Annotated in this window: 7 protein-coding genes (1 of these 7 running past the window's edge); 3 read left to right on the top strand and 4 right to left on the bottom strand. The window is 73.2% G+C overall.

The features are described from left to right. The first annotated feature begins 210 nt into the window (after positions 1–210). The 3 genes from ACIG5F_RS20145 (at position 211) to ACIG5F_RS20135 (ending at position 5,706) form a co-directional block, all read left to right on the top strand. Positions 211–2,967: a LuxR C-terminal-related transcriptional regulator gene (locus ACIG5F_RS20145; RefSeq protein ID WP_396519466.1), complete on the top strand. Its 2,757-nt coding sequence runs from the start codon at positions 211–213 to the stop codon at positions 2,965–2,967. 98 nt (positions 2,968–3,065) lie between these two features. Beyond that, complete coding sequence (locus ACIG5F_RS20140; protein ID WP_396519464.1) at positions 3,066–4,217, top strand: glycosyltransferase; 1,152 nt, start codon at positions 3,066–3,068, stop codon at positions 4,215–4,217. Between the two features lie 16 nt (positions 4,218–4,233). Further along, positions 4,234–5,706, top strand: a complete 1,473-nt coding sequence (locus ACIG5F_RS20135; RefSeq protein ID WP_396519462.1) for a DHA2 family efflux MFS transporter permease subunit — start codon at positions 4,234–4,236, stop codon at positions 5,704–5,706. A 46-nt stretch (positions 5,707–5,752) separates the two neighbouring features. Here the strand turns inward: ACIG5F_RS20135 and ACIG5F_RS20130 are convergent, their stop codons facing one another. The 4 genes in view from ACIG5F_RS20130 to ACIG5F_RS20115 are tightly spaced (at most 15 nt apart) and all read right to left on the bottom strand, a layout consistent with a single transcriptional unit that may run on beyond the window. After that, entirely contained in the window at positions 5,753–6,952 is a 1,200-nt protein-coding gene (locus ACIG5F_RS20130; protein ID WP_396519461.1) for a cytochrome P450, read from the bottom strand. 11 nt (positions 6,953–6,963) lie between these two features. Beyond that, the gene (locus tag ACIG5F_RS20125; RefSeq protein ID WP_396519459.1) at positions 6,964–12,939 is read right to left on the bottom strand and encodes a type I polyketide synthase; all 5,976 of its coding nucleotides are present in this window, start codon (positions 12,937–12,939) and stop codon (positions 6,964–6,966) included. A 15-nt stretch (positions 12,940–12,954) separates the two neighbouring features. Next, the gene (locus tag ACIG5F_RS20120) at positions 12,955–23,205 is read right to left on the bottom strand and encodes an SDR family NAD(P)-dependent oxidoreductase (protein ID WP_396519457.1); all 10,251 of its coding nucleotides are present in this window, start codon (positions 23,203–23,205) and stop codon (positions 12,955–12,957) included. Then, positions 23,202–25,689 carry the 3' end of an SDR family NAD(P)-dependent oxidoreductase gene (locus ACIG5F_RS20115; protein ID WP_396519455.1) on the bottom strand. Its footprint extends 8,564 nt past the window's final position, so 2,488 of the gene's 11,052 nt are visible here — the last part of the coding sequence; the start codon falls outside the window, past its right edge; its stop codon occupies positions 23,202–23,204. Before ACIG5F_RS20115 ends, ACIG5F_RS20120 begins: the two co-directional genes overlap by 4 nt.

Genomic DNA, 25,689 nt, shown 5'->3' with positions numbered 1-25,689 from the left:
GACTTGCACAGGGCCCCGCATTTGTGCACTTTTTCACCATGACATGGACGAAGGGCCGCCGCACGTTCATGTCCGTGCGATCATCACGTCAGGCGCGACACATCCACCACCATCGCGCCGCGGGGGGCCGCCAACTCGATGTCGAGAAGGAACACTCACGATCGAACCGAGAATCGGCGCCTGCCGCGGCGCGGAAGAGAAAGGCAGGCAATGACCGATTTGTCCGCTGTCGACGGGACGGACCGGTCGGCCTTGGGGCACGACGTGGCGCAGCTGATGGCCGTGCACGACCGATGTGTCCGGGAGAGCCGGCCCGCGCTGGTCACCGTGGTCGCCCACGCCGGCCATGGCAAGACCCGCACGCTGGACGGGTTGACGCGACGAGTGGAAGTCGACGGGACCCTCGTGCTGCGCGCGTCGCCGACTCCCGGCGAGCGGCAGCTGGCCTTCGCGGTCATCGAGCAGCTGTTGGCCACACCGGCCCTGGAGGGGCCGTTCCGCTGTCGGTTGCAGGCCCAGCTGAACGAGATCGCCGCCGCGACCCCGCAGTTGTCCAGCGAGCGGCCCAGTTTTCCCATCGGCACGGCCAACGGCGCGCCGCTGCGGGAGTTCTTCCAGGTGTTCGCCGAGCTCGCGGCGCAGACGCCGGTCATGGCGATCGTCGACGACTTCCAGGACGCCGACCCGCCGTCGGTGGAACTGCTGCTGCACATCGGCCGCCGCCTGCGGCATCTGCCGCTGATGCTGGTCTTCGCCGAGCGCCCCGAACTGATGCCCGCCCATCCGGAACTGCGGTCCCGGGTGGTCCGCGAGGCCACCGACCATCTGCGGCTCAGCGTCGTGCCCGACGTCTCCGAGTACGGGCTGCCGGCGGACTGGCTCGACATCTCCGGCGGCAACCCGGGCCTGGTCCGGGCGCTCGTCTGCGATCACCTGGCCGGCGGCCGCTGGCCCGGCGACGCCTTCGACACGACGGTGTCGGGCTGGGTGCACTCGCAGGATCCGCTCCTGGTCGAGGTGGTCTCGGTGCTCGCGGCCAGCCCGGCATCCGACCGCGACACCATCACCCGGCTGGTCGGCATCGACCGGGACACCGTGGACCGGGCGCTGACGTTCCTGGCCGAGGGCCTGCCGGCCCGGCCGGAGCCGCCGCTGCATCCCGCGCTCGCCGCCGCGGTGCTGCGCGCGCTGCCGGCCGACCGTCGGGTCCGGCTGCACCAGGACGTGGCCCGCGCGCTGTACGACAGCGGGGCCGAGGGCGACCTCGTGGTGGACCAGATCGTCGCGGCCGGGCACAGTGACGACGAGTGGGCCTTCGCGCTGCTGTGGACCGCGGCCGACCGGGCATTGGCCGCGGGCCGGCTCACCACTGCCATGGACCTGCTGCGGCTGGGCCTGCGCGGCAAGGTCACTGACCGGCAGCGGGCGCGAGCGTTGGTCGCCTTCGCCCGCATCGAGTACCGCAACAATCCGGCCGGCGCCCGGCGGTACTTCGGGCGCATGGTCGAGGCCGCGCTCAACGGGCACTGCGAGGACCGGGACCTGTCGGCGACCGTGAAGTACCTGCTCTGGCACGGCGCCTACGGGCCGGCGGCGCGGGTGCTGGACTTCTGGTGCACGGCCGTCGCCGACGGCCGGCGGCCGGCCTGCGAGGAAGTGCGCAAAACGGTGGCCTGGAGCCGGTTCAGCCATTTCCAGCTGGTCGAGATGGTGCCGAGCATGGCCGCGATCGGGCCGGCGCCCGGTGCGGCGGTGACCCAGCGGCTGCTGGGCATCCAGGCCGTCAGCAACGTGGTGGCCGGTGCGCCCGCGCAGCCGTGGATCAGCGACGCCGAGCAGATCCTGCGCCACTCCCGGCTCAGCGACGACCCGTCCCTGGGGGCGAGCCTGGAACCGTTGCAGGGAGCCATTCTGACCCTGCTCTATGCCGGCCGGCTGGATCTGGCGGCCCAGCGGGCCGACGAGCTGATGGCCCGCGTCGCCTCCCTCGACGCGGTGACCTGGCTGGCGGCGGTGAGCTCGGTGCGGGCGGAGATCGCGGTGCGCCGGGGTGAGCCGCAGCTCGCCGTGAACTACGCCCGCCGGGCCCTGAAGCTGATCGACAACGAGAGCTGGGGCGTCATGATCGGCCTCCCGTTGGCCAGCCTGGTGCACGGCCTGATCGAGACCGGTCAGCACGAGGAGGTGGCGCGGACGCTCGCCGTGCCGGTGCCGGACGTGCTGTTCGGGTCCCGGCCGGGGTTGATCTACCTGGGCGCGCGGGCAGCGGCAGCGGCGGCGCAGGAGGACTGGCACGGGGCGCTGCGCGATTACGAGCGCTGCGGAACCATCATGCGGAACAACGGGATCGACCTGCCGGCGGTGGAGAACTGGCGCACCGGGGCCGCGTGGGCGCACCTGCGGCTTGGCCGGCCGGATCTGGCCGTGGCGCTGGTGCAGGAGCTGCTGGAGCTGCCCGGCGGGGACCTGCCCGGTGTGCGCGGGCCGGCGCTGCGGGTGCTCGCGGCGGCCGCCGACCAGCCCAAGGCGCGGCTGGAGCTGCTGTCCGAGGCGGTGCGACTGCTGTCGGAGGAGAGCGGCAGCCGGCTCGAGCTCAGCCGGGCGCTGCACGACCTCAGCCAGGCGCACCAGGATGTGGGGCAGGGCTCACGGTCGCGGATGCTGGCCGAGCAGGCGGCGCGGCGACGGGCGTCGAGCCTCGCCCCGGTGGCGCCGCCGGACGACACCCCCGCGGTGGCGGGCGCGGTGGCGACCTTGAGCGAGGCGGAACGGCGGGTGGCGGTGTTGGCCGCCACCGGCAACACCAACCGGGCCGTGGCCGACGCGCTGTTCATCACCGTGAGCACCGTGGAGCAGCATCTGACCCGCATCTACCGCAAGCTGAACGTGACCCGCCGACGCGAGCTGACGACGAAGTTCCGGCAGGAGCTCATGGCCGCTGACGCCGTGGGGCAACGCTCGTCCTGACCGGAGTTCCCGCATGTCGCGGCGGCTAGGGGTTTCCGTAGGGGTTTCCCGCCCCGACAGGGGTGCCCCGGGCCGTCGCGGTGTGGGGAAATCGGCTAATGCGAGTTCTCGCCACCGTCACCGCGAACGCCTCCCACACCAGATCGCTGGCCATCGCGGTCGAGCCGCTGATCCGGGCCGGCCACGAAGTCGTCATCGCGTCGTCGCCCGATTTGGAGGCGCTGCTGGGTCCCCTGGGAGTTCCGGTGCACCCGGTGATCCCCAGCCTCGGGCCGATGATCGGGCCGGCCGACCGCGCCGCGGTCGACGTGTTCCTGGAGGCCGTCCAGGCCGACCTGGCCACGGGCGTGCACCTGTTCGCCGGGCTGCCGGCCGTGTCGCGCGGCACGCGCACGCTGCTGGAGCTGGCCGAGCAGGTGCGGCCGGACCTGATCGTCCGCGACGACGCCGAGTTCTGCGCCCTGCTGGTGGCCGAGCATCTCGGCATCCCGCACGTCTGCCTGCCCGGCTCGTTCGCGAACCTGCTCGACCCGGTGCTCGGGGCCGAGTCGCTGAGCCCGCACTGGGCCGCCCTCGGTCACCACGAGCCGTTCGCCCCCGAGGCGATCTACCGGCACGGCCGGGTGGACTACGTGCCGGCGGCGTTCGACTTCGCCGCCCACGACACGGGCGCCGTGCTGCGCTACCGGCAGCCGGTCCTGACCCGGGAGGGCGAGCGACTGCCGGCGTGGATCGCCGAGGCATCCGGCGAGAAGCCGCTGATCTACGCCGCGCTGGGCACGCGGCTGCCACCCGGCCACGCCGGCGTCGTGGCCGCGATCATCGATGCAGTGTCCGAAATGGACTGTCAGGCTCTGGTGTCCATCGGCGGGCTGGCGGCGCCGGCCGGCCCGCTGCCCGATCACGTGCACCTCGTGGAGCAGGCGCCCCAGCCCCTGGTGCTGGAGGCCGCGGACCTGTTCATCACCCACGGCGGCTACAACAGCCTCCGTGAGGCGCTGCGTTCGGGCACGCCGATGGTGGTGGTGCCCGGAGTCCTGGACCAGCCGCACAACGGAGCCCGTGTGGCCGAACTCGGCCTGGGCGAGGGAACCACCACGCCGTCGGCCGAGGTGCTGGCCGACCTGTGCCGGGAAGTCCTCGGCGGGCCGAGCTACGGCCGCCGGGCCCGCCAGTCCCGGGCCGCCGTGCTCACGCTGCCGGACATGGCGCAGCTGGTGGCCGATCTGGAAAAGCTGGCGACTCGCTGACGTGAAGGGAAAAACCGTGACTAGTCGGCAGGCCGCGCCGCAGGCGGACCGGCTCGACCAGGCGGCCGTCCTGGTGGCGGTGGCGGTGGCCCTGGGGTCGGTGCTGCCGGTGGTCGACAACACCGTCGTCAACGTGGCGCTCCAGGCGTTGGCCGTTCAGTTCCACACCTCCCTGGACACGCTGCAGTGGCTGGCGTCCGGCTACATGCTGGCGCTGGCCGCGGTCATTCCGCTCAGCGCCTGGTCGGCCGGCCGGTTCGGCGCCAAGCGGGTCTACCTGGCCGCGATCGCGGTGTTCACGGTGGGCTCGATGCTGACCGGGGCGGCCTGGGACATCGCGTCGCTGATCGGATTCCGTGTCCTGCAAGGACTCGGCGGGGGCCTACTGTCCACTGTGGGCGTCGCCATGCTGGCCAGGGCGGCCGGACCCGGTCGGATCGGCCGGATGATGTCGATCATCAGCATCCCGGTCATGCTCGGTCCGATCTTCGGACCGGTGCTCGGCGGCTGGCTGGTCGACACGCTGGACTGGCGCTGGGTGTTCTTCGTCAACGCGCCGATCGGGCTGGCCGCCGTCCTGGTCGCCCTGCGGGTCCTGCCGGCCGACGGCCCCGGCCGGCCCGGCCGGCTGGACTTCGTCGGCCTGGCCATGGCCTCCCCCGGCACGGCGCTGCTGATCTACGGCGTGTCCAACGTGCTGTCGGCCGGTGGGGTGGGCGCGGTCGGCGTGTGGCTGCCGATCGCCGCCGGACTGGCGCTGATCGGCGGTTTTGTCCTGCGCGCCAACCGGATCGCCAACCCGCTGGTCGACCTGCGGCTGTTTCGCGACCGGACGTTCACCCTCGGCGCCGTCGCGATCGGGCTGTTCTACGCCCCGTTCCTCGGCGTGCAGCTGCTGATCCCCACGTACTTCCAGCTGGTGCACGGCGAATCGGCGCTGGTGTCGGGGCTGATGCTGGCCCCGCAGGGCATCGGCGCGATCATCACCATGCCCGTGGGCGGGCGCCTGGTCGACCGCTTCGGGCCGCGCTGGGTGGTGCTGCCCGGCCTGCTGACCATGGCGGCCGGGCTGGCGGTGTTCGTGGTGGCCGGGCCGTCCACGCCGTACTGGGTGCTGGTGGCGGCGCTGCTGGTGCTGGGCCTCGGGTTGGGCGTGGCGGTGGCGCCGATGAACGCCGCCGCGCTGCGTGCGCTGGCGCCCGACGACATGGCGATGGCCTCCACCACCACGAACATGATCCGGCAGACCTCCGGCGCGATCGGGGCGGCGGTGTTCTCGATCGTGCTGGCCGGTCTGCTCGCGGCCCGGTTCGGCGTGCCGGCCAGCCAGGGGCAGGCGGCCGCCACGACCGCGCTCGCCGCGCCGGCCACGCACGCGGCGGCCTCGGTCGCCACCACGGATTCCTTTGCCACGACCTTCTTGTGGGCCATCGCGGCCATGGTCGTGAGCGTCCTTCCCGTGCTGCTGCTCCCCCGTCGCCCTCGCTGACCGAGAGCACCGGCGTGGCGGCTCTCGCGAGCCGCCACGCCTTGTCTCACGCCCAGCGCACCGGCAGGCTCCGCGGGCCGCGCACCGGCATCGCCCGCCGCCAGTCGATCGCGGCCGGGTGCACGTCCAGCGCCAGGTCCGGGCAGCGTTCGAGCAGGCTGCCGATCGCCACCTTGGCCTCCATCCGGGCCAGCGTCGCGCCCAGGCAGAAGTGCATGCCGTGGCCGAACCCGAGATGCCCGTGCGCGTTGCGGCGGATGTCGAACCGGTCGGGCTCGGGGAACTTGGCCGGGTCGCGGCCGGCGTCGGCCAGCGAGACCACCACCACCTCGCCGCCGCCCGGCACCGTGACGCCGCCGATGTCGATCGGCTCGGTGGTGAACCGGAAGGTCGGGATCTCCAGCGGGCCGTCGTAGCGCAGCATCTCCTCCACCGCGTTGCCCAGCAACGACATGTCCCCGCGCAGGGCGGCCAACTGGTCGGGGTGGGCGAGCAGGGCGACCACCCCGTTGGAGATCAGGTTGACCGTGGTCTCGTGGCCGGCCACCAGCAGCAGCCAGACCGTGCCCCGCAGCTCGTCGGCGGACAGCCGGTCGCCGTCCTCGTCGGCGGTGCGGATCAGGCCGCTGATCAGGTCCTCGCCCGGGTCGCGCCGCTTGTCCTCGATCAGCTCGGTGATGTAGTCGCTGATCGCCACGGTCGCGGCCCTGCGGGTCTCCACGTCCGGGTGGGTGATCTGGTCGCTGACCCAGCCGCGGAAGGTCGCCCGGTCCAGCGTCGGCACGCCGACCAGCTCGCAGATCACCGTGATGGGCAGCGGGAACGACAGCGACTCGACCAGGTCGGCCCGGCCGTCGGGCCGCGCGAGCATGTCGTCCAGCAGCTCGTCGGCGATGGCCTGCACGCGCGGCTCCAGCAGCTCGATCCGGCGCGGGGTGAACGCCATCGTGACCAGCTTGCGCAGCCGCGAGTGGTCGGGCGGGTCGGAGTTGAGCATGTGCGTGCCGGCGGCCGAGGTGATCACCGGCACCGACGGCGCGGCCGCGTCCAGCCGCTTGGACAGCCGCGGGTCGGCCAGCGCCGCCCGCCCCGCCTCGTAGCCGACGACCAACCACGCCTCGAAGCCGCCGGGGATCCGCACCCGGTGCACCGGGCCGCGGGCCCGCAGCTCCGCGTAGAACGGGAACGGGTTGCGGAGGAACTCCTCCCCCAGCCCGACGAGGTCGATGACCTCGGTTGTCGTCATGTGTGCTCCTTTCACAGCGTGTGGGAAAGCCAGTCCTGGACGATCGCCGCGGTCACGTCGGCGTGGTCGTCGAGCATCGAGAAGTGGTTGCCGGGGCCGTCGACCGTGTCGTGCGCGGCCGGCCAGGACGGTTGCCAGGCCGGGCCGTGCGCGTCGCCGGGCGGCGGCTCGGTCGCGCGGACCAGCAGCGTCGGCGCGGACAGTTCGGCCGGCCGCCACGACCACAACAGCCGGAAGTAGCCGCCCATCGCGGTCATCCGGTCGTCGCTCATCGGCGCGCCCGACCGCCGGTGTCCGAGCACGGCGTCGGCCACGCCGGGCAGCAGGCCGGTCACCGCGTCGTCGCCGAACGAGAACGCGTCCAGCAGCACCACCGCGCGCGGGGCGAAGCCGCGCCGTTCCAGCTGGCTGGCCACGGCATGCGCGATGCTGCCGCCGGAGGAATGCCCGAGCAGCACGAAGGACGAGTCGCCGGCCGCCTTCAGCACCGACCGGGCGTGCCGGTCGACGAGCGCCTCCAGGTTCTCGGGCAGCGGCTGGCCGCCGGTGAACCCGGGCTGGGGCAGAGCGAAGACGTTGCGCCGGCCGCGGAACGACGCGGCGAACCGCGCGTACTGGTGCGGACCGGCGATGGCCAGCACCGAGGGCAGGCAGATGATGTCGGTCGGCATCTCCCCCGCCGCCAGCCGCACCAGCGGCGCGGTGTCGGCGCCGGGCCCGAAGGTGGGCCGGAACCGGGCCGCATCCGCGAGCAGGCTCAGAAACTCCGCGACCTTGTCCTGTTGGCGCGCGGCGGCCAGCAGCGGGAGCCAGGTTCCGGTCGGCTCCTCTTCCGCCGGCGCGGCCGCGGACAGTGTCGTCGGCAGCTCGCCGACCAAGTGGCGGGCCAACTTCCGCGGCGTCGAGTGTTCGAACAGGACAGTGGTCGGGATGCGCAGCCCGAGTGCGGCGGCCAGCCGGTTGCGCAGGTCGACCGTGGTCAGCGAGTCGAAGCCCATCTCCAGGAACTCGCGCCCCTCCTCGACAGCGCCCGGCGAGCCGTGGCCGAGGACCCGTGCCACCTGACCGGCGACGAGTTCGACCAGAATTTCCTCCCGCTCGGTGTCGGGACGGCCGGCGAGCTTGTGCGACAACGAGTCCCTCGACTCGCCGCCGTCCGAGCTGCGTCGCATCGGGACCCGCACCAGCCCCCTCAGCAGCGGCGGCACGTCCTGGCCGCGCAACGCCGGGAGGTCCAGCCGGACGGGCGCGACCACGGCGTCGGGCTGGGCGATCGACAGGTCGAACAGCTCCATGCCGTCGGCCTCGGTGAGGGCGATCATGCCGCTTCGGCGCAGCCGTGCGGTGTCGGACGCGCCGACTCCGCTGAGCATGGCGCTGCCGATGTCGCCCCACAGTCCCCACGCGATCGAGGTCGCTGGCAGGCCATCGGCCGCGCGTTGCCGGGCGAGCGCGTCCAGGACGGTGTTGGCCGCCGCGTACGCGCCCTGGCCGGCGCTGCCGAGCAGGCCGGCCGCCGAGGAGAACAGCACGAAGGCCTTGAGGGGCGAGGACGCGGTCAGCTCGTGGAGGTTGAGCGCGGCGTCGACCTTGGGGCGCAGCACGCGGTCGATCGACTCGTCGGTCAGCGAGTCGAGGGTTCCGTCGCCGAGCACGCCGGCGGAGTGCACCACCGCGGTCAGCGGGTGCTCGGCGGGAACGGCCGCCAGCACCTCGGCCAGCCGCTGCCGGTCGGCGGCGTCGCCGGCCTCGATCGTGACGTGCACGCCGAGTTGGCTCAGCTCAGCCATGATCTCGCCGGCGGCCGCCGCCGACCGCCCGCTGCGGCTGAGCAGCAGCATCCGCCGAACACCGTGCCGGCGGGCCAGATGCCGGGCGACCAGCCGCCCCAGGCCGCTGGTGCCGCCGGTGATCAGCACCGTGCCGGCCGGATCGAACTCCGGGCCGGCGCCCGGATCGAACGCCATGCGTTCCAGGCGGGGCGCGCTCAGTGCGCCGGCCCGCAGCGCCAGCTGCGGCTCCCCGGCGGCGAGAACCGTGGCCAGGACGTCTTCCACCGCACCGAAATCGTCGGCATCGACCAGACAGAACCGGTCCGGCCACTCCGACTGCGCCGAGTGCATGAGCCCCCACGCGGCCGCTTGGGCCAGGTCGGTCGGGGCCTGTCCGTCCACCCCGACCGCGCCGGAGGTGACGAGCACGAGCCGGGAACGGGCGAAACGGTCCTCGGCCAGCCACGACCGGGCCAGGTCGACGACCTTGGCCAGGCCACCGCGAACGGTGGCGCCGTCACTCGGCCACTGCGCCACGACCACGTCCGGCACGGACTCGCCGACCGCGGTCAGATCGAGACCGGGCAACACAACCCGGCTCGGGTTGCCGCCCTGGTGGGGAACACGAACCCAGTGCACGCCGAACAGCGAGTCGTGTCGGGCCAGTCGGGCCCGGCGCAGCTCCTGCGCGCCGACCTCGCGCAGCCCGAGGGACTCGATCGACACCACCGGCTCGCCGGCCGTGTCGGCCACCTGAAGCGAGACCGACCCGGACGGCAGCGGCGTCAACCGCACCCGCAGCGCCGTGGCGCCCCGCGCGTGCAGCCGGATTCCGTTCCAGGCATAGACAAGCGGGAAGGTCCCGGTCGTGGTCGCGGTCACGTCCCGGGGGCCGACGCCCACCGCGTGCAGGGCGGCGTCCAGCAGCGCGGGGTGCACACCGAACCGCTCGGCGGCGTCGCGCTGGTCGTCGGGGATCACCACCTCGGCGAAGATCTCCTCGCCGCGCCGCCACCCCGACCGCAGGCCCTGGAACGTCGGCCCGTACTCGATGCCCAGGCCGGCGAACAGGTCGTAGAGCCGGTCCACCGGCAGTGGCTCGCTGCCCGCCGGCGGCCACGCCCGCAGGTCGAAGCCGGCCGGCTGCCCGGAGCGGCCCAGCGACCCGGAGGCGTTGAGCGTCCACGGCCGGCCGGGTTCGGCGTCGTCGGGCTGCGAGTAGATGTGAACGGGACGGGAACCGGCCGGGTCGGGCTCCCCGACCATGAGCTGGAACCGCATGGCCCGCTGCTCGGTGAGCACCAGCGGCTCCCCGATCACCAGCTCCTCCACCAGATCGCAGCCCACGTGGTCGCCGGCGCGCATGGTCAGGTCGAGGAAACCGGTGCCGGGGAACAGAACGGTGCCGATGATGGCGTGATAGGCCAGCCACGGCTGGGCGCGCAGGGACAGGCGGCCGGTGAACACCACCGCGCCGCCGTCGCCCAGTTCCGTCGCCGCGGTCAGCAGCGGGTGGTCCACCGGGACCAGCCCCGCCGACTCGAGATCGGCGGTGGCGGCAACCGGAGTGGGCCAGTGGCGCTCGCGTTGGAAGGCGTAGGTGGGCAGGTCGACGACGTTGCCCTTGGGCACCGCGGTGGTCCAGTCCACGGTGGCGCCGTGCACGTAGGCGGCGGCCATCGACCGGAGGAACGCCGCCAGGCCACCGTCATCACGCCGCAGCGAGCCGATCGCCGCCGCCGCACCGTCCACAGTGTCCTGGACGGCGGCGGTCAGCACCGGGTGCGGGCTGGCCTCGATGAACACCCGGTGGCCCTGCTCGACCAGAGCCCGCACGGCCGGCTCGAAGCTCACCGGTTCACGCATGTTCCGGTACCAGTACTCGGCGTCCAGCGGCTCGCTCAGCCAGTCGGCGGTGACCGTCGAGAAGAACGGGATCTTGGCCGGTCGGGGTGCGATCGGCGCGAGCAGACTCAGCAGTTCCTCGCGCAGGGGCTCGACATGGGCGCAGTGCGAGGCCACGCCGGCCGCGACGCGCTTGGCGTTGGGCACCGCCGCCAGCACCGCGTCCAGGCCGACAATGTCGCCCGCGACGACCACGGAGCCTGGTCCGTTGACGGCGGCGATCGACACCCCGGGCGGCAGGAGCTCACGGACCTTGGCCTCGGGCAGCGGCACCGAGACGATGCCACCCTTGCCAACCAACGCCTTCAACGCCTGTGACCGCAGGCAGATCACCCGCACCGCGTCGTCGAGCGACAGCGCGCCGGCCACATACGCTGCGGCGATCTCTCCCTGCGAATGGCCGACCACCGCCGCCGGCTCCACGCCGTGCGAACGCCACAGCGCGGCCAGCGACACCATCACCGAGAAGAGCACCGGCTGCACGATGTCGATCTCGGCCAGCGCTTCGGGGTCGCTGAGCGTCTCCCGCAGCGACCAGTCCACAGAGGACTTGAGTGCGCGGGCGCACTCCTCCATCTGCTCGGCGAAGACCGGACTGGTGTCCCACAACTCGGTCGCCATGCCCACCCACTGCGAACCCTGGCCCGGGAAGACGAAGACCGCCTTGGCCGCGCCCTTCGCCACGCCGGCGACGCCCGCGCCGTCGGCGATCTCCGCCAGGCCCCGCCGGAAGCCCTCCCGGTCGGCGGCGACTACCACCGCGCGGTGGGCGAACGTGGCCCGGGCGGCGACCAGCGAATGGGCCACGTCCGCCGTCGCCACCTCGGGGTGGGCCGCGATGTGCTCGTGAAGCCGGAATGCCTGGTCCCGCAACGCCGATTCCGTTCGCGCCGAGAGAATCCACGGGGTGAGGCGGTCCGCCGGCGGCTCCGCGGTCTCGGCGTCCCCCTGCTCGACGATCAGGTGCGCGTTGGTGCCGCTGATGCCGAACGAGGAGACGCCGGCCCGGCGCGGCCGGCCGTTCTCCGGCCACGACACGGCCCGCGTGAGCAGCCGGACGTCGCCGGCCGACCAGTCGACCTCCAGCGAGGGCTGGTCCACGTGCAGCGTCGCGGGCAGGGTGTCGTGGCGCAGGGCCAGCACCATCTTGATCACGCCGGTCACGCCGGCGGCGGCCTGGGTGTGGCCGAGGTTGGACTTCACCGACCCCAGCCACAGCGGCCGGTCCCGGTACCGGCCGTAGGCCTGGAGCAGCGCCTGCGCCTCGATCGGATCGCCGAGCGCGGTGCCGGTGCCGTGCGCCTCCACGGCGTCCACATCGGACGGTTCGAGGCCGGCGTCCAGCAGGGCCGCGCGGATGACCCGCTGCTGGGCCGGCCCGTTCGGCGCGGTGAGCCCGCTGCTGGCGCCGTCCTGGTTGACCGCCGAGCCGCGCACCACCGCCAACACGCGGTGACCGTTGCGCCGAGCCTCAGACAGCCGCTCCAGCAGCACCACGCCGACGCCCTCGGCCCAGCCCGTGCCGTCGGCCGCCGCGGCGAACGCCTTCGTGCGGCCGTCGGCCGAGAGCACCTTCTGCCGGCCGAACTCGACCAGCGGCGCCGGCGTCGCCATCACCGACACGCCACCGGCCAGCGCCAGCGAGCACTCACGCCGCCGAAGTGACTGCGCGGCCAGGTGGATCGCCACCAGCGAGGACGAGCAGGCGGTGTCCAGCGTGATCGCCGGCCCCTCGAAGCCGAAGGTGTAGGCGATCCGGCCGGAGATGACGCTGGACGTGCTGCCGGTGACCAGGTGGCCCTCCAGCTCCGGCGGCGCGGGCTGCCAGCGGAAGCCGTAGCCCTGGTCCGCCGCGCCCATGAACACGCCGACGTCCTGGCCCCGCATGGCCGTCGGGTCGACGCCGGCCCGCTCGAACGCCTCCCAGGACACCTCCAGCGCCAGGCGCTGCTGGGGGTCCATCGCGGCCGCCTCGCGGGGCGAGATGCCGAAGAAGTCGGCGTCGAACTCGGTGGCATCGCGGAGGAATCCGGCTGTCCTGACGTAGGTGGTACCGGGGTGGTCGGGGTCCGGGTCGTAGAGGCCGTCCACGTCCCAGCCCCGGTCGGTGGGCAGCGGCCCGAGCGCGTCCCGTCCGTCGGCGAGCAGGTCCCACAGCTGCTCGGGCTCGGTCACGCCGCCGGGCAGCCGGCAGCCCATGCCGACGATCGCCAGCGGCTCGCTGGCCGCCTCGGTCTGCTGCCGCAGTTTCTCGTTGGCCTTGAGCAGCGCCCGCAGCGCGTCGAGCGTCTTCTGGTCGGTCTGGGTCATCGTCTGCCTCCGGGTTCAGTGGTCGGAGCTGTCCAGCGCCAGCTGAACCAGGTCGTCGAGGTCCATCACGTCGATCGCGTCCGGCAGTTCCTCGGCGGCCTCGTCGGGGAACCGGCTGCGGCGCAGGTGCCCGGCCATGGCCGCGGGCGTGGGGTAGTCGAAGATCGCCGCCGTTGTCAGGCGGGAGCCGGTGGCCGCGCCGAGGCGGTTGCGCAGCTCCAGCGCGGTCAGGGAGTCGAAGCCCATGTCGAAGAAACCGCGCTCGACGTCGATCGCGTCGGCCGAGGCGTGGCCCAGCACCGCCGCTGTCTCCGCGCGGACGAGGTCGAGCAGCAGCCGGTCGCGGGACTCGTTGTCGGGCAGGGCGGCCAGCTTCGCCGAGATGTCCGAAGTGGAGTGTCGCTCGGCCCCGCGGGCGCGGGGGCGGATGATGCCGCGCAGCATCGGGGTCAGCGTCCCGTTGTCCGCCTCGGCCCGCAGCGCGGCCGCGTTCAGCCGGACCGGCAGCACCAGCGCCCGGTCGACGCCCAGTGCGGCGTCGAACAGGGCCAGTCCCTGGGCCGCCGACAGCGTGTCCAGCCCACCGCGGCCGACCCGGACGTGGTCGGCGGTCGCGAGCCGGCTCGTCATGCCCAGCTCCGGCGTCCACGGCCCCCAGGCCAGCGACTGCGCCGCCACGCCGCCGGCCCGCAGGCGGGCGGCGAAGGCGTCGAGAAAGGCGTTCGCGGCCGCGTAGTTGCCCTGGCCCGGGCCGCCGAGGACGCCGGCGGCCGAGGAGAACAGCACGAACGCCGCGAGGTCGAGGTCCTTGGTCAGCTCGTGGAGGGTGACCGCCGCGTGCACCTTCGGCCGCAGCACCTCGTCCACCTGCTCAGGCGTCAGCGCCGACACCACCGAGTCCGCCACCACCCCGGCGCTGTGCACCACGGCGGTTAGCGGGTGCTCGGCCGGGATCCGCGCCAGCACTGCCGCCAGCGCATCCCGGTCGGCGACGTCGCAGGCCTCGACGGTGACCGTCGCCCCCATCTCGGCCAGGTCCGGCGGCACTTCCCGGGCACTGCGGCTGACCAGCACCAGGCGCCGCACACCGTGTTCGGCCACCAGGTGGCGGGCCAGGAGCGATCCCAGTCCGCCGGACGCGCCGGTGACCAGGACCGTGCCGTCCGGGTCGATGGCCCGCGGCATGGTCAGCACGATCTTGCCGATGTGCTTGCCCTGGCTCATGGTGCGGAACGCGGCCGGCGCCCGGCGCACGTCCCATCGCGTCACCGGCAGCGGCCTCAGGCGGCCGGCCGCGAACATCTCCAGCACCTCGGCCAGCATCTGCCGGATCCGTTCGGGGCCGGCGTCCATCAGGTCGAACGCCTCGACCTCGTCGCGGATGTCGGCCTTGCCCATCTCCAGGAACCGCCCGCCCGGGGCCAGCAGGCGCAGCGACGTGTCGATGAACTCGCCGGTGAGCGAGTTGAGCACCACGTCAACGCCCCGCCCGCCGGTCGCGGCGAGGAACTGGTCGCCGAACTCCACCGTCCGCGAGGACGCCAGGTGCGTGTCGTCGACACCGGACTCCCGCAGCACGTCCCACTTCGCCGGGCTGGCCGTGCCGAACACCTCGGCCCCGAGGCACTTGGCCACCTGCACAGCGGCCATGCCGACGCCGCCGGCAGCAGCGTGCACGAGCACCGACTCCCCCGCGCTGAGCCGGGCCAGGTCCACCAACCCGTAGTAGGCGGTCAGGAACGCGACCGGCACCGACGCCGCCTGCTCGAACGACCAGCCGTCGGGAATCGGCGCGACGGTCCGGTGATCGGTCACCGCGGTCGGACCGAACGCGTGCGTGAACAGGCCGAGCACCGCCTCGCCGACCGCGAGGCTGGTCACGTCCGGCGCGACCTCGGTGACCACGCCGGCGCCTTCGATGCCGATGGTCACCTCGCCGGGGTAGGCACCGAGCGCGCCCAACACGTCACGGAAGTTCACGCCGGCCGCGCGCATGGCCACCCGGACCTCACCGGGCTTGAGCGGCTGCTCGGGCGCGGCGACGAGGGCGAGGCCGTCAAGCGAACCCCGCCGGCGGATGTCCAGCCGCCAGCTGGGCTCGTCGGTCGCCAGCACGTCGTCGATCGGCACCAGCCGCGGCGCGTGCGGGACTCCCCCGCGCAGCGCCAACTGAGGCTCGTCAGCGGCGATGAGCCGGCCCAGCTCGCCGGTCACGTCGTCGAGATTGTCGGCCGCCAGCACCACGAACCGGCGCGGATGCTCGGTCTGGGCCGACCGCACCAGGCCCCACAGGGCGGCGTGCGACGGGTCGTCCGGGCCACGGGTGACCAGCACGAGCCGGGAATCGGCGAAGCGGTCCTCGGCCAACCAGGACTGTAGGAGCCCCAGCACATCCACCACGCCGTCGCGCACCTCGGCCGGACTGCCCCCACGTCCATCGTCCAAATAGGACACGAGCACGACGTCGGGCACGGTCGTCAGGCCGGAGAGGTCATCGACCAGCGCCCAGGTGGGCTCGACCAGCGGAACCTCGGCCTCCGGCAACGGCGCCCAGTCGACCTCGTACAGCGTCTGACCGGCGGCGACCGGTCGCATCCGCACGGAATCCACCGAGGCGACCGGCCGGCCCGCGCTGTCGGCGACCGTGAGTGACACGGTGTCCTCCGCCGTCGCGACCATGCGGACCCGCAGGCTGCTCGCCCCCGCCTGGCGGCAGGTGATGCCGTTCCAGGAGAACGGCATCACGTCCCGCTCCGGCATGCCCTCCCGCAGCGCAACGGCCTGTAGGGCGGCGTCCAACAGCGCCGGGTGCAGTCCGAAGCCGGCCGTGTCCTGGTCGACAACGACCTCGGTGAAGATCTCCTCGCCCCGCCGCCAGGCCGCGACCAGGCCACGGAAGGCCGGGCCGTAGTGGAAGCTGCTGGCCGCGGCGATCCGGTCGTACAGGCCGTCGACGGGCACGGGCACCGTCCCCGACGGCGGCCATTCGGTCAGGTCGTGATCGGCCGAGGCCGGTCCGGCGGCCAGTGTGCCGCTGGCGTGTCGGGTCCAGTCGCCGTCGTCGCGCCGGGCATACAGGTTCAGCGAGCGCACGCCGTTCTCGTCCGGCGGGTCGACCGCGAGCTGGAACTGCACCGGCTCGTTCAGCAGCAGCGGGGCTTCGATGGTGAGCTCGTCCACCCGGTCGAGGCCCAGCCGGGAAGCGGCCTGCAACGCCAGTTCCACGTATCCGGCGCCGGGGAAGACGACATCGCCGCCGACCGCGTGATCAGCCAGCCAGGGATGGGTTCGCGTGGAAAGCGTGCCGGTGAACAGCATCGCCTCGGTGCCGGCGACCGGCACGCACGCTCCCACCAGCGGATGCCCGCCGCTCGCGAGTCCGGCGGCCGCGACATCACCGGACCGTCGGCCACCACGCATCCAGTAACGCTGGCGCTGGAAGGCATATGTGGGCAGGTCGGTCCGCCGCGCGCCGCTCTCGGCGAACACTCCCGGCCAGTCCACCGCCACGCCGTTGACCCACATCGTGGCCAGCGCGGTGAACGCCGACTGCTGTTCGTCGCGATCCTTGCGCCCGGTCGCGACGGTGAGCGGGATCGCCTCGGCGGCCAATGCGGTCAGCGTGCCGTCGGGGCCGATCTCCAGTGCCGCGGTCACGTTCTCGGCCCGCATGGCCGCCACGGCATCGGCGAAACGAACCGTGTCCCGCACGTGCCGCACCCAATACGCGGGGTCGGCGATCTCCGCCGTGACCCGCCCACCGGTGACCGTGGACACGAACGGGATGCTCGGCGGCGCGAACGTCAGCGTCTCGACCACGCGGCCGAACTCGGCCAGCATGGGCTCCATCAGCCCGGAGTGGAACGCGTGGCTGACCCGCAACCGCTTGGTGCGGGCGAAATCGCCGGCGGCCGCCAGGACCGACGACTCCGCGCCGGACAGCACAACCGCGTTCTCGCCGTTCACGGCGGCCAGACTGACCTCGTTGCCCAGCAACGGAAGCACCTCGGACTCCGACGCCTCGACGGCGATCATCGCGCCGCCGGCCGGCAGCTCCCGCATCAACCGGCCCCGCGCGGCGACCAATGCCGCGGCGTCGGCCAGCGAAAGCACCCCGGCGACATGCGCCGCCGCGATCTCACCGACCGAATGTCCGGCGACCACGTCCGGGCGCACGCCCCAGGACCGCACCAGGCGGAACAGGGCCACCTGGAAGGCGAACAACGCCGGCTGCGCGTCGCCGGTGTCGTCACGGCCGGCCAGCATTGCCTCCCGCACCGACTTCCCGACCAACGGATCCAGTGCCGCGCAGACCTCGTCGAGCGCCCGAGCGAACACCGGGAACCGCTCGTACAGCTCGCGGCCCATGCCGGCGCGCTGGGATCCCTGGCCGGAGAACAGGAACGCGACCTTGTGCTCACTGGCGACGCCCGTGATCTCCTGCCCGGCCGGCCACGCGTCAAGCGCCTCGGCAACGACGACAGCGCGATGGGACAGCGCGGCGCGGGTGGTCGCGAGGGTGAAGGCGGTGTCGAGCGGGTCGCCGCCGCGGAGGGCTTCGATCTGGGCGCGCAGCGCTTCCTCGGTGTGGCCCGAGACCACGAACGGCAGCACGCCGTGCGGTTGCCGCGCGGTGTGATCCACCTCTTCCTGGACCGACTCCAGGATCACGTGCGCGTTGGTGCCGCTGACGCCGAACGACGACACTCCGGCCCGGCGCGGGCGATCACCCGGCTGCCACGGGATGTTCTCGGTCAGCAGCCGGACCGCGCCGGCCGTCCAGTCCACATGGGACGAAGGCTGGTCGATGTGCAGGCTGCTCGGCAGAACGCCGCCGCGCATCGCCAGCACCATCTTGATCACGCCGGCCACCCCGGCCGCGGCCTGGGTGTGGGCGATGTTGGACTTCACCGATCCCAGCCACAGCGGGCGGTCACGGTCCTGCCCGTAGGTCGCGATCAACGCCTGCGCCTCGATCGGATCCCCGAGCACGGTTCCGGTGCCGTGCGCCTCCACAGCGTCCACATCGGACGGTTCAAGGCCGGCGCTGGCCAATGCCTGCCGGATCACCCGCTGCTGCGAACGACCGTTGGGCGCGGTCAGGCCGTTGGACGCGCCGTCCTGGTTGACGGCCGAGCCCTTGAGGACGGCCAGCACCGGGTGCCCGTTGCGCCGGGCGTCGGACAGCCGCTCCAGCACCAGCAGGCCGGCACCCTCACCCCACGCGGTGCCGTCGGCGGCATCGGCGAACGGTTTGCACCGGCCGTCCGTGGCCAGACCCCGCTGCCGGGAGAACTCGACGAAGATCGCCGGGGTCGACATCACCGTGACCCCGCCGGCCAGCGCCAGCGTGCACTCGCCCTGCCGCAACGACTGCGCGGCCAGATGCATGGCCACCAGCGAGGACGAGCACGCCGTGTCGACGGTGATGGCCGGGCCCTCCAGGCCGTAGGCGTACGACAATCGGCCCGACACCACGCTGGCGGCGTTGCCCGCGAGCAGATAGCCCTCGGTCCCGGTCGGAGCCTGCTCGAAGCCGCTGCGGTAGTCCTGTCCGTTCGTGCCGACAAAAACGCCGGTCCGGCTGCCCCGCGTGGACGTGGGGTCGATGCCGGCGCGTTCGAAGGCCTCCCAGGCCGTCTCCAGCAGCAGCCGCTGCTGGGGATCCATGGCCAGCGCCTCGCGCGGAGAGATGCCGAACAGGTCGGCGTCGAAGTCGGCGATGCCGGTCAGGAACGCGCCGCGCCGGGTGTAGCTGGTGCCGGTGTGGTCGGGATCGGGGTGGTAGAGGGCGTCGACGTCCCAGTCCCGGTCGGTCGGGAAGGCGCCGACGGCCTGGCCGCCCTCGACCAGCAGCCGCCAGAAGTCCTCGGGCGACCGGACGTCGCCGGGGAACCGGCAGCTCATGGCCACGATCGCGATCGGCTCGTCGGCGGCCGCCTCCGCCGTTTCCGTCGGCGTGGTCTCGGTCCCGAGCAGCAGGTCGCCGATGTGCTCGGCCAGCACGCGGGCGGCCGGGTAGTCGAACACCACCGTGCTCGGCAGCCGGAGCCCGGTCGCCGCGTTGAGCCGGTTGCGCAGTTCCACCGCCGTCAACGAGTCGAAGCCGAGCTCCCGGAACGCCCGGTCGGCGGCGACCGAGTCCACGCTGTCGTGGTGCAGGGCCGCGGCAGCGTGAGTGCGGACGAGCGTGAGCAGCGTGCGGGCCCGTTCCTCCGGCGGCTCGGCCGCCAGCCGCTGGCGCAGGCCGTCCTCGGCGGGAGCGGGTTTCTCGACGAGGTCACGGCCCCAGGGCTGGGCGCCGGTCGCCGCGGCGTGGCGGTCCCAGTCGATGTCCACGACCGTGACGGTTGTGGCGTTACGGGCCAGCACGGTCCGCAGCACCCGCATGGCCGCCGTCGGCCTCATCGGCCGGACTCCGGTGTGGCGCAACCGTTCCTCGATCACGCCGGTGTCGGCCAGTCCGCCTTCGGCCCAGGCGCCCCACGCCACCGACGTCGCGACGAGGCCGTCGGCCCGCCGCTGCTCGGCCAGCGCGTCCAGACAGGCGTTGGCTGCCGCGTAACCGCCCTGGCCCGCGCTGCCCAGGACCCCGGCCGCCGAGGAGAACAGCACGAACGCGGTGAGCGGCAGGTCACGGGTCAGCTCGTGCAGGATCGCCGCCCCTGCGACCTTCGGCGCGAAGACGGCGTCCAAACGCGTGGCGTCGATGCCGTCCAGTACGCCGTCGTCCAACACGCCGGCGGTGTGGAAGACCGCGGTCGGCGGGTGCTCGGCGACCACGCGGGCCATGCCGTCCCGGTCCGCCGCGTCGCAGGCCACCACCGTCACCCGGGCCCCGGACCCGCGCAGCTCCGCCGCCAACTCCGCCGCCCCCGGAGCGTCTTCGCCTCGGCGGCTGGTCAACACCAGATGCTCCGCGCCGGACGTCGCCAGCCAGCGCGCCACGTGCCCGCCGAGCGCACCGGTTCCCCCGGTGACCAGCACCGTTCCCGTCGGCCGCCAGCTCCCGGCCGGGGTGCCGGCCTCGGCGACCCGCACCAGACGCCGTGCGAACACCGCGTCGCCCCGGATGGCCAGCTCGTTCTCGCCGTCCGTGCGGACCAGGTGCCTCAGCACCGCCGCGTCCGACAGCGTCGGCAGGTCGATCAGGCCGCCCCAGCGCTCCGGGTGCTCCACCGCGATCACCCGGCCCAGGCCCCAGAGTTGGGCCTGCTCCGGGGATTCCAGCCGGTCGTCGCCGTCGACCGACACCGCGCCACTGGTCCCCACCCACAGCGGAGCCGTCAGGCCGACGTCACCGAGGGCCTGGGTGAGGGCGACCGTGGCGGCGGTCGTGTCGAGCAGTGACAGCACACCGTCGATTCGCTCCGTCTCGGTCAGCACGGCCCGAAGCCGGCGGCCGATCTCAGCCCGGTCGGGGGTGTCGACCACGAGCCGGGTCGCCGCCCAGTCACGGTCACCCGCCGTGGCCGGCAGAACCACCAGCCAGTTTCCGGCCACCGCGCCCGGGCTTTCGACGGGCTGCCAGGCCACTCGGTACTGCCATTCGCTCTCGTCCCGCGCCGGGCCGGAGGAAAGCCAGAACCGCTGGTTCTGAAAGGCGTACGTGGGCAGGTCGACCCGATGGGCATCGGCGAAGCACGCCGCCCAGTCGACGGCGAGCCCACGCACGTGGGCCTCGGCGGTGCTGAGCAGGAACCGCTGCGGACCGCCCTCGCCACGCCGCAGCGTGCCCAGGACCGCGGCGTCGATCTCCAGCGAATCCACCGCGTCCTGCACGCCCGCGGTCAGCACAGGATGGCCGCTGGTCTCGATGAAGAACCGGAAACCCTGGCGCGCCAACGCATGGACGGCGTCCTCGAACCGCACGGCCTGCCGCAGGTTTCGGTACCAGTAGGCGCCGTCGAGCTCGGAGCCGTCCAGCCAGTCTCCGGTGACGGTCGAGAAGAACGGGATCCGGGCCGCACGGGGGCGGACCGCGGCGAGAGTCGCCGCCAGCTCGGCCTCGATGGCCTCGACGTGCGGCGTGTGCGAGGCGTAGTCCACCGGGACGCGACGGGGGCGGCCGCCGACCGCTTCGGCGGCTGCGTGCAGCGCGTCCAGCGCCTCCGGCGCACCGGCCACCACGACCGACCGTGGCCCGTTGACGGCGGCGATCCAGACGTCTTTCCCCAGGAGAGAACGGACTTCGTCGGCCGGCAGGGCGACGGACATCATGCCGCCCCGCCCGGCCAACGAGGTCGCGATGGCCTTGCTTCGCAGCGCGACCACCAGCGCGGCGTCCTCAAGGGACAGTGCGCCGGCCACGCAGGCAGCGGCGATCTCGCCCTGGGAATGGCCGACCACCGCGTCGGGTTCCACGCCATACGAGCGCCAGTGCTCGGCGAGTGACACCATCACGGCGAACAGCGCCGGCTGCACGACGTCGACCCGTTCCAACGCCTCGGCATCGGCCAGCACGTCGCGAAGCGTCCAGTCCACGGAGGACTTCAGCGCCTGGCCGCACTCGTCCATCCTGGCCGCGAACGCTCCACCCGCGGACCACAGGTCGAGAGCCATGCCCGCCCATTGCGAGCCCTGGCCGGGAAAGACGAACACCGTCTTGCCGCGCAGCTCGGCCACGCCCGAGACCAGGTTCGGCGAAACCCCGTCGCCGCCGAACGCGTCGAGCAGCTCGGCCCGTTCGGTCCCCACCGCGACGGCCCGGTGTTCGAGCCGCGATCGTGTGGTGGCCAACGAGAAACCGATGTCCACCGGCGACTCGGCCACCGTCGCGGACAGGCGCCGAGCCTGCTCGGCCAGGGCGGCCGCGGACCGGGCCGACAGCACCCACGGCACCGGCCCGCGGACCGGGGTCGGCGCGATCTCGGCCGGCGCGGGGGCCTGCTCGATGATGACATGGGCGTTGGTGCCGCTGACGCCGAACGACGAGACGCCGGCCCGGCGCGGGCGGTCGGTCTCCGGCCACGGCCGGCTTTCCGACAGCAGCCGAACGGTGCCGGCCGACCAGTCGACGTGCGGGGTGGGCACGTCGGCGTGCAGGGTCCGGGGCAGCACGCCGTGCTGCATGGCCTGCACCATCTTGATCACGCCGCCGATGCCGGCCGCCGCCTGGGTGTGCCCGATGTTGGACTTGAGCGACCCCAGCCACAGCGGCCGGTCCGCCGCCCGCCGGCCATAGGTGGCGATCAACGCCTGCGCCTCGATCGGATCGCCCAGCACCGTGCCGGTGCCGTGGGCCTCGACAACGTCCACATCGGACACGGAGAGCCCGGCGGCGACCAGGGCCCGCAGGATCACGCGTTCCTGGGACGGCCCGTTGGGCGCGGTCAGCCCGTTGGACGCGCCGTCCTGGTTGATCGCGGAACCTCGCACGACGGCCAGCACCGGGTGGTTGTGCCGGCGCGCGTCGGAAAGCCGTTCCACCAGCAGGACACCGGCGCCCTCGCCCCAGCCGGTCCCGTCCGCGCCGGCGCCGAACGCCTTGCACCGCCCGTCGCGGGACAGTCCTCGCTGACGGGAGAACTCCACGAACATGCCCGGCGTGGACATGACGGTCGCCCCGCCGACGACGGCCAGCGAGCACTCGCCGGACCGCAACGCCTGCACGGCCAGGTGCAGCGCCACCAACGACGAGGAACACGCCGTGTCCACGCTGACCGCCGGCCCCTGAAGACCCATCACGTAGGACACGCGTCCCGACACCGCACCGCCGGCGCTGCCGGTCACGCCGTAGCCGTCGGCCCCCTCGGGCAGACTTTGCAGGCGTGGCAGGTAGTCCTGGCCCATGACGCCGACGAATACGCCGGTGTCGCTACCCCGCAGCGAGGCCGGGTCGATCCCGGCGCGCTCGACGGCTTCCCACGACGTCTCCAGCAGCAGGCGCTGCTGCGGGTCAGTGGCCAGCGCCTCGCGCGGGCTCATGCCGAACATGGCCGGGTCGAAGTCGCCGGCGTCGTCGAGGAATCCGCCCTGGTCGGCGTAGGAGGCGCCACGCCGGTCGGGATCGGGGTCGAACAGCGTGTCCAGGTCCCAGCCCCGGTCGGTCGGGAAGCCGCCGACGGCGTCCGTGCCGGCCGCCACCAGGTCCCACAGCTGCTCGGGGCCGCGGATGCCGCCGGGATACCGGCAGGCCATCGCGATGATCGCGATCGGCTCGCGCCCGGCGTCCTCCAGCTCGCGCACCCGGCGGCGGGACTCCTGGAGGTCGGCGGCCGCCTTCTTCAGGTACTCGAAGAGCTCGGTTTCGGTAGCCATGGTCACTTTCCGTCGATGATCGCGAAGATCTCGGCCTGGGAGGCGGTGTCGAGGTCGATGGCCCCGGCGCCGTCGTCGGCCGCGTCGACCTTCCTCAGCAGTGCGCGCAGGCGGGTGGCCACGCCCCGCCGGTCGGTGTCGGGCAGCGCGGCCGCGGCGAACGCGGCCTCCAGGCGGGCCAGCTCGGCCGCCACGTCGCCGGCCGGCCGGTCCTCGCCGCCGCCCAGCTCGGCCGCCATCCGCTCGGCCAGCTCGGCCGGGCTCGGGTGGTCGAACAGCACGGTGCTCGGCAGCCGCAGGCCGGTGGCCGTGTTGAGCCGGTTGCGCAGCTCCACCGCCGTCAGCGAGTCGAACCCGACCTCCTTGAACGGCCGTTCGGGGGCGACGGACTCGCCGTCGGCGTGCCCGAGGACCACGGCCGCGTCGGCGCACACCAGCTCGACCAGGGTTCGACGCAGCTCGGCCGGGCCGAGGGCGGCCAGCCGGTCCCGCGCCGTCGAGGTGTCCGGGCCCGCGGCCCGCACGGCCCGGCGAGTCGGCCGGACCAGGCCGCGGAACATCGGCGGCGGCGAGTTCTCGGCCATGGCCCGCAGATCCACCCGGATGGGGGCCAACGCGGCGTGACCGGATCGAAGGCCGGCGTCGAACAGCTCCAGACCCTCCACTGTGGACAGTGATCCGAACCCGGCCCGGGCCAGCCGGGCGATGTCGGCATCGCCCAACTGCTCGGTCATGGCGCTGCGCTGTTCCCACAGGCCCCAGGCCAGTGCGACTGCGGGCAGGCCGCGGACCGCGCGGTGCTGGGCGATGGCGTCCAGCACGCTGTTGGCCGCCGCGTAGTTGGCCTGACCGGCGTTGCCCATGATCGCGGCGGCCGAGGAGAACAGCACGAACGCCGAGAGATCGAGGTGTTGGGTCAGCTCGTGCAGCTGCCACGCCGCCTCGGCCTTGGGCCGCATCACGGTGTCCAACTGCTCGGCGGTCATCGACTGCACCAGCGTGTCGTCGATCACCCCGGCCGCGTGCACCACGGCCGTGAGCGGGTGCGTCGCCGGGATGCTGTCCAGCAGTTCGGCCAGGCGGTCCCGGTCGGCGACGTCGCAAGCCGTGACTGTCACCGTCACGCCGAGCGCGGTCAACTCCTCGGCCAGCCGCTCCGCCTTGCCGCTGCGGGAAACCAGCATCAGGTTGCGAATCCCGTGCTCGTGCACCAGATGCCGGGCCACTTCGCCGCCCAGCGCTCCGGTGCCGCCAGTGATCAGGACAGTGCCGTGGGGGTCGAGCGGCTTCGGCACCGTGAGCACGACCTTGCCGATGTGCCGGGCCTGGCTGAGCCAGCGCACGGCCTCCGGGGCACGGCGAATGTCCCACGCCGTCACCGGCGGCGGGGTCAGCTGGCCGCGGTCGAACAGGTCGATCAGCGCCGCGAGCATCTTCTCGATCAGCTCGGGACCGCACTCCATCAGGTCGAACGCCGAGTAGGCCACGTTCTCGGCCACCGTGCGCGGATCCCGGATGTCGGTCTTGCCCATCTCCAGGAACCGCCCGCCGCGCGGCAGCAGCCGCAACGAGGCGTCCACGAACTCCCGGGCCAGGCAGTCGAGCACCACATCGACACCACGGCCGCCGGTGGTGGCCATGAAATGCCGTTCGAAGTCGAGATCCCGTGAGGAGGCAAGGTGATCGTCGTCGATACCCAGCGCGCTGAGCACCGGCCACTTCGGCCGGCTCGCCGTCGCGAACACCTCCGCACCCAGGTGCCGGGCCAACTGGGTGGCGGCCGTGCCGACACCGCCGGTCGCGGCATGGATCAGCACCGATTCGCCGGCCCGCAGGCCGCCCAGCTCGACCAGCCCGTAGTAGGCGGTCAGGTACACCACCGGCACCGCGGCCGCCTGCGCGAACGACCAGCCGGCCGGCATCCGCGCCACCAGCCGCCGGTCGACCACCACCTGCGGTCCGAACGAGCCGGCGGTGAACAGGCCGAACACGTGATCGCCGGGGCCGAGGTCGGCGACGTCGGAACCGACCTCGATCACCACGCCCGCGCCCTCGCTGCCCATGATGCCCGCGCCCGGGTACATGCCCAGCGCGATCAGCACGTCACGGAAGTTGAGGCCGGCCGCCCGCACCGAGACCCGGATCTCGCCCGGGCCGAGCGGCGCGGCCGCGGCCGGGGCGGGCAGTGCGGCGAGGCTGTCGAAGCTGCCCGCCGTCACCACGTCCATCCGCCACGGCCCCTCCGCCGGCGGCAGCAGCCAGCCGTCCTCGGCGGCCCGGGCCAGCTGCGGGATGTGCACGACGCCGGCCCGGATTGCCGCCTGCCCCAAGGTGATCGCGCCGGCCAGCGCGGTCGCGGAGTCGGCGTGCCCGTCGAGATCGACCAGCCCGAACCGGCCGGGGTTCTCCGTCGAGGCGGTCCGCACCAGGCCCCACACCGCGGCCTGGGCCGGCACGGGGACGTCCTCCTCGGGGCCGACCGCAACCGCT

This window comes from Kutzneria sp. NPDC052558 (genome assembly GCF_044547355.1).
GTDB lineage: Bacteria > Actinomycetota > Actinomycetes > Mycobacteriales > Pseudonocardiaceae > Kutzneria.
This window is presented reverse-complemented; position numbering and strand designations above follow the sequence as displayed.

Coding starts and splice junctions, on each gene's coding strand:
- ACIG5F_RS20145 (WP_396519466.1), top strand. CDS start 211: ATGACCGATTTGTCCGCTGTCGACGGGACGGACCGGTCGGCCTTGGGG.
- ACIG5F_RS20140 (WP_396519464.1), top strand. CDS start 3,066: ATGCGAGTTCTCGCCACCGTCACCGCGAACGCCTCCCACACCAGATCG.
- ACIG5F_RS20130 (WP_396519461.1), bottom strand. CDS start 6,952: ATGACGACAACCGAGGTCATCGACCTCGTCGGGCTGGGGGAGGAGTTC.
- ACIG5F_RS20125 (WP_396519459.1), bottom strand. CDS start 12,939: ATGACCCAGACCGACCAGAAGACGCTCGACGCGCTGCGGGCGCTGCTC.